This is a genomic window from Caballeronia sp. LZ028 (assembly GCF_031451415.1).
Taxonomy (GTDB): Bacteria; Pseudomonadota; Gammaproteobacteria; order Burkholderiales; family Burkholderiaceae; genus Caballeronia; species Caballeronia zhejiangensis.
Genome location: NZ_JARUXN010000003.1, coordinates 1185070 through 1196601 on the forward strand (window position 1 = coordinate 1185070; position 11532 = coordinate 1196601).

An 11532-nucleotide genomic window follows, 5' to 3' on the forward strand; every position below is an offset into this window, starting at 1 on the left:
CCGTATCCCGCGCGCGCGGTCCGGACACGGCGTATCCTTGTGTCCTTCGGCGCGTCAGGCCGGCCGGACAAGGCCGCGTCCGCAAGGCACGCAGCCGGACATTTCCCATCGCGACGAATTGCTCAACAGGAGAATCTGAATGGCCAGGGTTGAAGTCAAGGTTCCGCAGCTTTCCGAATCCGTCACCGAAGCGACGATGTTGCCGTGGAAGAAAAATGCGGGCGACGCCGTGGCGCAGGACGAAATCCTCATCGAGCTGGAAACGGACAAGGTCGTGCTCGAAGTGCCCGCGCCATCGGCCGGCGCGATCGTGGAAGTGCTGAAGAAAGCAGGCGACATCGTTCACGCGGACGAAGTCATCGCGGTCATCGATACGGACACGAAGGCATCGGCATCGGCGCCCGCGTCTGCACCCGCTCCCGCTCCCGCGTCTGCCCCGGCGCCTGCGCCTGAAAAGCCCGCCGCCGCGTCAGGTCAGAAGGCCGATTTCGACGTGATCGTCATCGGCTCCGGGCCCGGCGGCTATATCGCCGCGATCCGCGCCGCGCAGCTCGGCCGCAAGGTGGCGTGCGTCGAGGAATGGATCAACGACGCCGGCAAGCCGAAACTCGGCGGCACCTGTCTGAACGTCGGCTGCATTCCGTCGAAGGCGCTGCTCGCGTCATCGGAGCAATTCGAGAAGGCGCAACTCCATTTCGACGAGCTCGGCATCAACCTGGACAACCTTTCCGTCGATGTCGGCAAGATGGTCGGCCGCAAGGAAGCGATCGTCGAGAAGATCACGGGCGGCGTCGAGTTCCTCTTCCGCAAGAACAAGATCACCTGGATCAAAGGTCACGGCAAGCTCGCGGGCAAGGACGGCGCGAACTTCAGGATCGACGTCGGCGGTGAAACGCATACCGCGCAGCATGTGATCATCGCGACGGGCTCGAAGGCGCGGCATCTGCCGAACGTGCCGGTCGACAACAAGATCGTCTCCGACAACGAAGGCGCGCTCGCCTTCACGTCCGTGCCGAAGAAGCTCGCCGTGATCGGCGCGGGCGTGATCGGGCTGGAGCTCGGCTCCGTGTGGCGCAGGCTGGGCGCGGAAGTGACGATTCTCGAAGCGCTGCCCGAATTCCTCGGCACGACCGACTCCGCGCTGCAAAAGGAGGCCGCGAAGCTCTTCAAGAAGCAAGGTCTCACGATTCATCTCGGCGTGAAAATCGACGGCGTGAAGACGACGGATTCGAGCGTCTCGATCTCCTACAAGGACAAGGACGGCAACGCGCAGACGCTCGACGCGGATCGTCTGATCGTGTCGATCGGCCGCGTGCCGAACACGGACGATCTCGGTCTCGATTCCATCGGCTTGTCGGTCGATGAACGCGGCTTCATTCCCGTCGACGGCCATTGCGCGACGAAAGTCCCGAACGTCTACGCGATCGGCGATGTCGTGCGTGGCCCGATGCTCGCGCACAAGGCGGAGGACGAAGGCGTGCTGGTCGCGGAGATCATCGACGGGCAGAAGCCGCACATCGACTACAACTGCATTCCGTGGGTGATCTACACGCATCCGGAAATCGCGTGGGTCGGGCAGACGGAGCAGGCGCTGAAGGCGGAAGGCCGCGCATTCAAGGCCGGCCAGTTTCCGATGCTCGCCAACGGCCGCGCGATGGGCATCGGCGAAACGGACGGCTTCATCAAGATCCTCGCCGATGCGAAAACCGACGAGATTCTCGGCGTGCACATCATCTCGGCGAACGCGTCGGATCTGATCGCGGAAGCCGTCGTCGCGATGGAGTTCAAGGCGGCGAGCGAGGATATCGGGCGCATTTGCCACCCGCATCCGTCGCTGTCGGAAGTGATGCGCGAAGCGGCGCTCGCCGTCGACAAGCGCGCGCTGAATATCTAAACGCGCCGCGCCATCCACACGCGCAACAGCGAGTAAAGCCGGTCGATGTCGATCGGCTTCGCCAGATAATCGCTCGCGCCCGCCGCGAGACATTGCTCCTGATCGTCCTTCATCGCCTTCGCGGTGATCGCGATCACCGGCAGCTTCTTGAAGCGCGCGTCCTCGCGGATACGCCGCGTCGCTTCGAGTCCGTCCATGCCGGGCATCATCACGTCCATCAACACGACGTCGATGTCCGGATTCTTGTCGAGCGCCTCGATTGCCTCGAAACCGTTGCGGCCGATATCCACCTTCAATCCCTGATGCTCCAGCGCGCTCGATAGCGAGAAGATGTTGCGAATGTCGTCGTCGACGAGCAAAACGCGGCGGCCATCCAGCACGCGGTCGCGCGAGCGCGAAACATGCAGCATCGCCTGACGATCCGCGGAAAGATCCGTCTCGACCTTGTGCAGGAACAGCGTGACTTCATCGAGCAGACGCTCGGGCGAACGCGCGCCCTTGATGATGATCGACTGCGAGTAGCGCATCAGTTCCGCTTCCTCGTCGTGCGTCAGATTGCGGCCCGTGTAGACGATCACCGGCGGGAACGAATACGCGTCGATCGCGGCCATCTGGCGCAAGAGGTCGCCGCCCTGCATATCGGGCAGCTTCAGGTCGATGATCATGCAATCGAAGATCGTCGTCTTCAGCAGTTCGAGCGCGTCGCGGCCGAACTCGACCGGCGTGATCTCCACGTCCGTATCGCTGATGAGTTCGACGATGCTCTGACGCTGACGCGCATCGTCCTCGACGAGCAGCACGCGCTTGATCTTCTGGCTGCTCTTCTCTTCGAGGCGCTGGAAAATCGCCGTCAGTTGCTCGCGCGTCGTCGGCTTCACCGCGTAACCGATCGCGCCGAGATGCAGCGCGGCCTCACTTCTGTCCGACGCCGACACGACATGCACCGGAACGTGCCGCGTCTTCGGATTCGCCTTCAGTTCCTGCAGCAGCACGAGCCCCGAGCGGTCGGGCAAGGCGATGTCGAGCAGGATCGCGTTGGGCGCGCTGTCCTGCGCGAGCTTGAGCGCCTCGCGCGCCGTGCCGCTCACGATGCATCGATAACCCAGTTCGTGCGCCAGATCGAGCAGCACTTGCGCGAAGCCCGGCTCGTCTTCGACCACGAGCACGAGACGTCGCCCGGGCGTGACATCGAAGCGATCGTCGTCGATGACGTGGAGCGCTTCGATCGGCGCCTCTTCTTCGACGACCACGGGCGCGGGCGCTTCCGCTACGGCGCTCGGCAACGCGTCGGACGCGCCGTAGACGAGCGGCATCGTCAGCGTGAACGTGCTGCCGGCGCCCTGCGCGCTGCGCACCGCGATATCGCCGCCGAGCAGATGCGCGAGACTGCGCGAAATCGACAAGCCGAGACCCGTGCCGCCGTAGTGACGGCTCGTGGTGCCGTCGGCTTGCTGGAACGCTTCGAAGATCGCTTCGAGCTGATCCGGCGCAATGCCGATGCCGGTATCCGTCACGACGAACTGCACCGCGCCCTCGCCTGCGCGCTTGAGCGTGAGCGAGACCGCGCCCGCATCCGTGAACTTGACCGCGTTCGACAGCAGGTTCTTCAGAATCTGTTCGAGACGGCGGAAATCGGTCGTGAGCGTCGGATAGTCGTCGATATCGTTGCGCAGTTCGAGCCGGAGCTTCTTCTGCCGCGCGAGCGGATCGAAGGTGCGCGCAAGCGAATCCATGATGCGCTGCAAGGACACGTCCTCGATATGCAGATCGAGCTTGCCCGCCTCGACCTTCGAGAGATCGAGAATGTCGTTGATGAGATTGAGCAGATCGTTGCCCGCGGAATAAATCGTCTGCGCGTACTTGACCTGGTCTTTCGTCAGATTGCCGGGCTTGTTCTCCGACAGCAGCTTCGCGAGAATCAGCGAACTGTTCAGCGGCGTGCGCAGTTCGTGCGACATGTTCGCGAGAAACTCCGACTTGTAGCGGCTCGCGCGCTGCAGCGCTTCGGCGCGCGTTTCGAGTTCGCCCTGCGCGGCATTGAGCGCGACGTTGCGTTCGTCGAGCACGCGCGCCTGTTCCGCGAGCCGATCGTTGGTCTGTTCGAGTTCGGCCTTCTGATTCGCCAGATAAACGTGCGCCTGCGAAAGCGCGGTCGTCTGCTGTTCGAGTTCCTCGTTGGTCGTGCGCAGTTCTTCCTGCTGCATCTGCAGCTCTTCGTTCAACTGCTGCGTTTCTTCGAGCACGCGTTGCAGGCGCTCGCGATACTGCGCCGCCTCGACGAAATCGCCGATATTCCCCGCAATCGACTTCAGGAACTGCTCGTCGCGTTCGGTCAGCTTGTGCATCGCGCCCAGTTCGATGGCGCCGTTCGCCTGGCCTTCGTTCTCTATCGGCACGATCGCGAGACTCGCGGGCGCGCTCGCGCCGAGCGCCGATGTCACCTTCCAGTAACCAGCGGGCACGTCGTTCATGCTCGTCAGCTTGCGCGCGTGCACCGCCTGCCCGACGAGGCTTTTCACGCCCGCGAGCGATTCGGGAACCGGCGCGCTGTCGGGATCGAAGCCGAAGCTCGCGGTGCGCTTCAACGCGCCGTCGGCTTCGAGCACATAGAACGCGCCCATCGAAATCTTCAGGTAATCCGCGAGAAAATCGAGGATCGTCTGACAAAGCTGATCGAGCGATTGCCGGCCGATGACTCTCTCTGCAAGCCGCGTCTGCCCTTCGCGCAGCCAGGCCTGTTCCTGAAGCGCGCGCGTCTGCCGTTCCTGCTCGCCGATCGCCGCGCCGAACGCGCTGGAAAGCTGCATCAATTCGCGTCTGCCGAAGATTGCGAGAATCACGGACAGCGCGAGACTCAGGATCAGGAAGACGACGACGGTGATCGTCGTGAGCTGTTTCGCCGATTCCACGCGCTGCAGCCGCAAGGCCTGCTCGATGTTGAGAAACGCGAAAAGCTCGCGCTCGGTCTCCGCGCGTTCGGCCGATCCGCGCCCCGCGCGCACCAGCGGAACGGAATCCTGCGCGCGGCGGCGGGCATCGATGAGCTCGTCGGCGACCTTGTCCCACTGCGTCTGCAAGGCGCGAATGCGAATCAGGCGATCGACTTGCGGCGCGTTGTCGGAGACGAGATCGGCGAGCGTGTCGATATCGGCGCTGAGCTTCGGCTTCGCGGTGTCATACGGCGCGAGAAAGCTCTCGTCGCCGGTAATCAGATAGCCGCGAATCGCGCTTTCCTTCTCGCTGACGAGCCGGCCGATTTCCTGCGCATTGCCGATCACGCGCTCCGAATGCTCGACCCAGTTGATGCCCGACAGCAGATACAGCACGAGCGCGACGAACGCGACGGCCGTCACGACGCCCGTTCCGAGCGGCAGCGCGATGTTGCGAAAGAGGATGCGACGAAAGCTGGCCTCGTCGACGCCGGACCGCAATGGCATAAACAGCTCCGATGTGGCGTGAAGGTCGCGTGCCGGGCAGATGTCTGGAAGCGGCCCGCACGACGGCGACGATCGCGAAAGTTGTAGTTCTTGTTTCAGCCGCTGCGCATGATACCCGGTTCGCCCGCGCCGCGTAGCGGGCCTCCGGCACGCTCGCGAAGCGTCGCATCGCTTCCTTTCAGCACATTCGTTCGAATGCTTTCATCGCGCTGAACGCCTGTGCGGAGCGCCCGCTCAGCGCGCGTCGAGAACTATTTTTTTCCGCATTGCGTTTATTAATTATAGGTACATATAATAAACCAGCGTCGAAACCGGTGGGCCCCCGCTTCGCGTGAACACCGGCATGTCGCCGGCCTGGTGACAATGGACGGCGAAGCGCCGTCGACAACGAGGAGTTGGTCATGTCGCAAGCAGAGCTTCACACCGGCCCGGCATTCCCGCCGCGCGCCGGGCATTCGACGGCGTCCGATCGGGGCGATGCGTGGAGCGGGAGCGTGCCTGTCGAGGAGTTCATCGACGCGCACCGCTTCTCGCGCTTTCAATGGACGCTGATGGGCGTGTGCTTTCTGATCGTGCTGATCGACGGAATGGACACGGCAGCCATCGGTTATATCGCGCCGGCGCTCGTCAAGGGCTGGGGCATCACGAAGGGCGCGCTCGCGCCCGTTCTAAGCGCCGCGCTCTTCGGGCTCGCGGCGGGCGCGGTCGTTTCCGGGCCGGCGGCGGATCGCTTCGGACGGCGCGCGGTGCTCATCGCCGCGACCGCCTTCTTCGGCGCGATGAGTCTCGCGACCGCGTTCTGCGGCTCGGTCGAATCGCTCGTCACGCTGCGCTTTCTGACCGGCATCGGTCTGGGCGCGGCGATTCCGAACGCGATCACGCTCGTCTCCGAATACGCGCCGGCAAAGAGCCGCTCGATCATCGTCAACACGACGTATTGCGGCTTCACGGTCGGCGCGGCGCTCGGCGGCTTCATTTCATCGTGGCTGATTCCCGCATTCGGATGGCATAGCCTTTTCGTCGTCGGCGGCGTGGTGCCGCTCGTGCTCGCGCTGTTCGTCGCGATGCTCGTTCCGGAATCGGTGCGCTATCTCGTCAAGCGCGGCGCGTCCAAAGAGAAAATCTGGGCGCCGCTTTCGAGGATCGCGCCGCTCGATCTCGCGCGCATCGATTCGTTTCGTCTGTCCGAGCGCACGCAAACGCACGCGAAATCGTCGGTCGGCGCGATTCTCTCGCGCAATTTCGTCGTCGGCACGCTGATGCTGTGGCTCGTGTACTTCATGGGCCTCGTCATCTTCTATCTGCTGATGAGCTGGATGCCGCTGCTCATGAACGAAGCCGGCTTCACGCCCGAGCGCGCCGCGCTGCTCACCGCGCTCTTTCCGCTCGGCGGCGGCATCGGCACGATCGCATCGGGGTGGCTGATGGATCGCTGGAACGCGAACGTCGTCGTGATGCTCGGTTATCTGCTGACCGCCGTGCTGATCTTCGTGGTCGGGCAGGCGATCGGCAGCATCGGGCTCGTGAGCGCGCTGATCTTTCTCGCCGGCACGACGATGAACGGCGCGCAATCGTCGATGCCCTCGCTCGCCGCGATGTTCTATCCGACGCAAAGCCGCGCAACCGGCGTTTCGTGGATGTATGGCGTCGGGCGCTTCGGCGGCATCGCGGGCGTCGCGCTCGGCGGATTGTTCGCGCAGTGGAAGCTCGGCCTGCCGGCGGTGTTCGCGCTGCTCGCCGTGCCCTCGGTGATCGCGGGCATCGCGCTGTTCGTCAAGCTGAAGGCGCACCCGGAGACGGAACGCGCGTGATTCTCGCGGGCCGCGCACGACGCGCGGTCCGCATCATCTCTTTGAAACGACAGGAAGCAAAGATGAGTCAGGAACTGGAAGTGTTGACCGGCAAGCTGCATGGCCTCACCGCCGCGCTCAGCGTGATCGCGGCGGCGTTGCCGCAACAGGCATCGGCGGATGTGCAGGAAACATTGCGCGACATGATCGGCGAAACGGCATCGTCGGACTTGCCCGGCGCGACGCTCGCATCGATGCATTCGACCATCGCGCAAGTGATCGAGTCGATGGAAATCGGTTTGCGGCGCTGAACCTTGCTTTTATGCGGCGCGTGCGGGGCGCGTCGTCTTCGGCTTCGCGACCTTCTTCGCGCTGGCCGGAGATGACGCGCTCGCCTGCGCCTCCAGACCGCCGACGATGAAGTTCGTCAACTGCTCCAGCGTTTCGTTCGCGTCCCACGGATCGCACGCGCCCTTGGCGAGCACGTCGAGACGATGCGTGTCGGAGAACGCGTAGAGATACGCGCCGATCATCATGGTCACACGCCAGTAGAGATCTTTCGCGGGCAGGCCGGGCAGCGCGGCGCGCAGCGCTTCGACGTAGGCATCGGTCGAATCGCCGTAAGCGGTGCTGCGCAGGCTGTACGAGATTTCGGGCGGCTCCGTGTGCAGGCGCGCCTGCAGACGAATGAACGCGCGGCCGCCGTCCGTCTTGCGCAGCGCGACGAGCGGCAGCAGAAACGCGCGCACGATATCGCGCACGTTCGCCTCTTTTCCATCGATCAGTTCATTGAGCAGCGTCACGCGCTCTTCGGAGATCAGCATCGCGCGGCGCAGGAACACCTGCTCGAAAAGCTGCTGCTTGGTGCCGAAGTAATACGTGATGAGCGCCTGCGTGACGCCGCACGACGCGGCCACTTCCTTGAGCGATGTGCCCGCGTAACCGCGCTGCGAGAAATCGACCTCGGCTGCGTCGAGGATGTTCTCACGTTGATTGATATTGCCCGCCGGGCGGCCAAGCCGCTTGCGCTTGCTCGATGCGCCGTGTGCGCGGACGTGAGTGGTGTCGTCTTTCGTCATGCCTGAGCGATACTGCCGATGAAGTGAGAAGCCGGTTCGCTTCGTATTCTACGGGCGTTTGAGGCATGCTCCAGCGAATTCGTCGGAAAAGGCGAAGTGGCCCGCGCGCCGTTCGAAGCGAACGGGCCACGTCAATCGGCGCTAGTTGCAATATCCCTGCGATGCGTACGTGCCGCCGCCCGGCGCGGCGGTCGAACACAGCGTGTTCAGCAGCGACGCGATGTTGCCTGCTCCGTAATTGCCATAAGTCGCGTTCGGATACTGCGTGTTCTGACGGAACTGCGACGCATAGTTGTCCTTGATCGCGTTCGGATCGGACGAGCCCCAGGACGTCACGCCGATGATCGACAGATTCGACGCATTGCCGATGACCGCGCCCCCGGAAAGCACGGCATCGCGCGGCCTGAAGTTGACGATCCACGGTCCGCCGCTTGCGCCGCTCGTGAGATTGCTGCCCTGCCAGAGTTGCGATGCGCCGCTCACGGTCGTCGTATAGGCCGGGCCATCGGTGCGCTGCATGATCGCGCCGCCGTCGAGCAAGGTCGGATAGCCGAAGGTCGTGACGGCGGCTGTCTGAAGATTCCCGGTCTTCGGCGACGATATGAAGGAATAGTTGTTCCAGCCATAGCTCAAATAGCCGGTGATATCGCCGATAAACTGATTCGACGCGTTCTTTGCGATCGCGATCACGGCGATGTCGTTGTTGCGCGCCGAGCCCGAGCCGGTATCGGTGCCGTTCGCCCACGCCGATGGCCGCACGAGCGCCGCCCAGTTCCACGTTCCATAAGGCGCGATCTGAGCAGACGTGGCGCCGGACGCGCCGTAGTGTCCGGGGCGGAATTGCCAGTTCGAGAACAGCGAACTTCCGCTGCCGAAGCTCTGGATGCAGTGCGCCGCCGTGACGATCACACTTCTGCGAATCAGGCTCGCGGTGCAGTAGCCGGCGCTGAAGGTGAGCTTGCCGATCGCCCGATACGGATACGTCGTGCTGAGATAGTTCGCGCTCGTGGTGCCCGCCGCGCTCTGGTTGCCGTCCTGCACGCGGCCGGTCGAATAGGGTATGCCGAAGGTGCCATACGCTCTCGTCTGCGCATTGCTCACGATGCCGGCCGGCGTATTGACGCCCGGCGTATAAGGCCCGGCGCTGGTTTCCGGCATGATCGCGGATGTGTCCGGCGGCGCGAGCACATTGACGACCGGCTTAAGATTCGACAGATCCGCCGGCGCCTCGCGCGATGCCGCCGGATTCGGATTCACCACGGCTTCGTCGTCTGCATGAGCGACGCCTGCGCTCGCCATCGACAGAGCGACAAGCGCCGTCGCCTCCACGCACGCGACTCGTTTCGATCTCTTCATGACACCCTCCGGTTGAAAGATACGATGTGTCGGCTGACGCATCGATCCGCCGTTCTTTGGTATTCCTAAGTCTTATGAACAACACTGGGCCGGCTTGTCGATCTTGCGTTCGTGTTCTGATTCGTCGGATGCTTGGCTGCGCGCTTTGCTTCGACGAATGCGCGCGCGTCTATGCAATAGATCAGGAAAGCGAACGATAAATAACTCTAGTTCAAATTTGCGCCAATCTCGATCCCGGTCTTTGATCAGCGGATAGAGACGATATCCCCGTCCGATTGACCGGTCGTGCGCTCGGAGTGCGGTCTACGGCACAGAGCGCGTTTGACGCTTCGCATCCATACAGATAGCCTACATTCACCTTTCTACGGAAGCCAGCAACGGGTGCGCGATACGCGTGACATTCGGCATCGCGAAGATTCATCGACATGCGATGCATCTGCTGGCTGGCCGCCGCGCCTGCGCGCGATTCTGACGTGCAAGACCGGGACGAGCGTATGAACTACGACGCTTCCGGCCGTCCGCAAACGTTCTCTGAGCGCTCGCGCACTGCGCGAAATGACGACGCCCTCGCGCCCGGTTAATTACCGCACAGAACGCACCGTACAGCCTGTCATTCTTGCCCCACATCGCGTTCGACTCTGCATCCGACGCGTGGCGAAGAAACACTACAAGGGGCACAAATGAGCAATCCTAAAAAATTCAAATTGAATACTGCTATCAAACTCAGCGTCATCGTGATCGCGGCGGCCATGTCGAATTTCGCGTCCGCGCAAACGACGGGGAATCCTTGCAACCAGACTTCCGAGGGATGCGTGCCGCTCGGCACGAGCGCCGTGATGATGGTTGCGGCGGCGGACTCGCAGACGCGCGTATCGCCGACGACGGATCCGACCGTCGAAACGGTGTCGGCGGTCGTGCCGTTGCTCGAGGGCGGTCGCGGTGGCGAGGGATCGCCTGGAGCGGCTTCGGGCGGCGGAAATTCGAGTGGCTCGGGATCGGGTGCGGGTGCGGGCGCGGGCGCGGGCGGCGGTCAAGGCTCGTCCAGCAGCGGTCCGGGCGCGACGGCGGGGGCTGGCGGAAGCACGAGCGGCGGAGGCACCGGAACCGGCACAGGATCGGGTGGAACAGGTAACGGCAGTCAGGGCGCTGGAGATTCCGGTGGCGACTCCGGCGGAGACTCGGGCGGCGATTCGAGTGGACATGGGCACCATGGTCACGGGCACGGGCATGGCGATGGTGACGGCGACGGCGATGGGCATGGCCACGGTCATGGACATGGCCACGGCGATGGTGACGGTGATGGCCACGGTCATGGTCATGGTGATGGCCACGGCGATGGTCATGGTGACGGACACGGTGATGGCCACGGCGATGGACATGGTGACGGCCACGGCGACGGACACGGCGACGGACACGGTGATGGCCACGGGGATGGACACGGCGTAGGGCATGGCGACGGTCACGGCGATGGTCATGGTGACGGCCACGGCGTAGGTCACGGCGATGGCCATGGCGACGGCCACGGCGATGGTCATGGCGACGGCGGTCATGGCGGAGTTGGTCACGGAGACGGCGGTCATGGCGACGGCGGCCATGGCAACGGTTCGCCTGGCGGCCACGGTAGCGGTAACGGCAATGGCGGCGCAGCCGGTGGTCACGGTGGCGGCGGTCAAGGCGGTGGCAACGGCGGCAATGGCGGCGGCGGTCACGGCGGTGGTGGAAGCGGCGGCGGTAGCGGTGGCGGCGGCGGTCACGGTGGTGGTGGCAATGGCGGTGGCGGCAACGGCGGCGGCAATGGTGGCGGCGGTCACGGCGGTGGTGGAAACGGCGGTGGTGGCAGCGGCGGTGGCGGCAACGGCGGTGGCGGCAACGGCGGTGGCGGCAACGGCGGTGGCGGCAACGGCGGTGGCGGTCACGGCGGTGGCGGCAACGGCGGTGGCGGTCACGGCGGCGGCGGCAACGGCGGTGGCGGCAAC

At 64.0% G+C, this 11532-nt stretch carries 7 protein-coding genes and 1 pseudogene; 5 read left to right on the forward strand and 3 right to left on the reverse strand.

What is annotated here, in order from left to right; all coding sequences use genetic code 11:
* Positions 1-139: 139 nt before the first annotated feature.
* The gene (gene lpdA / locus QCE58_RS22665) at positions 140-1894 is read left to right on the forward strand and encodes a dihydrolipoyl dehydrogenase (protein WP_250522105.1); all 1755 of its coding nucleotides are present in this window, start codon (positions 140-142) and stop codon (positions 1892-1894) included.
* Here the strand turns inward: lpdA and QCE58_RS22670 are convergent.
* Positions 1891-5331, reverse strand: coding sequence for a response regulator (locus QCE58_RS22670; protein ID WP_250522106.1), 3441 nt, complete (start codon positions 5329-5331; stop codon positions 1891-1893). The two genes, lpdA and QCE58_RS22670, sit on opposite strands and share 4 nt — an antisense overlap.
* A 401-nt stretch (positions 5332-5732) precedes the next feature.
* Here QCE58_RS22670 and QCE58_RS22675 point away from each other — a divergent pair, with 401 nt between their 5' ends.
* Both QCE58_RS22675 and QCE58_RS22680 read left to right on the forward strand, forming a co-directional pair.
* Positions 5733-7142: an aromatic acid/H+ symport family MFS transporter gene (locus QCE58_RS22675; RefSeq protein WP_008349153.1), complete on the forward strand. Its 1410-nt coding sequence runs from the start codon at positions 5733-5735 to the stop codon at positions 7140-7142.
* 62 nt (positions 7143-7204) lie between these two features.
* Positions 7205-7432: a hypothetical protein gene (locus tag QCE58_RS22680; RefSeq protein WP_033536506.1), complete on the forward strand. Its 228-nt coding sequence runs from the start codon at positions 7205-7207 to the stop codon at positions 7430-7432.
* A 9-nt stretch (positions 7433-7441) separates the two neighbouring features.
* Here the strand turns inward: QCE58_RS22680 and QCE58_RS22685 are convergent, their stop codons facing one another.
* Entirely contained in the window at positions 7442-8200 is a 759-nt protein-coding gene (locus tag QCE58_RS22685; protein ID WP_008349155.1) for a TetR/AcrR family transcriptional regulator, read from the reverse strand.
* A gap of 141 nt (positions 8201-8341) precedes the next feature.
* Positions 8342-9556, reverse strand: coding sequence for a serine protease (locus QCE58_RS22690; RefSeq protein ID WP_250436922.1), 1215 nt, complete (start codon positions 9554-9556; stop codon positions 8342-8344).
* 1200 nt (positions 9557-10756) lie between these two features.
* Here QCE58_RS22690 and QCE58_RS22695 point away from each other — a divergent pair.
* Positions 10757-11002: a hypothetical protein gene (locus tag QCE58_RS22695; protein ID WP_309780367.1), complete on the forward strand. Its 246-nt coding sequence runs from the start codon at positions 10757-10759 to the stop codon at positions 11000-11002.
* Positions 11003-11065: 63 nt separating this feature from the next.
* A pseudogene (locus QCE58_RS22700) lies at positions 11066-11532 on the forward strand (hypothetical protein); the annotation flags it as partial.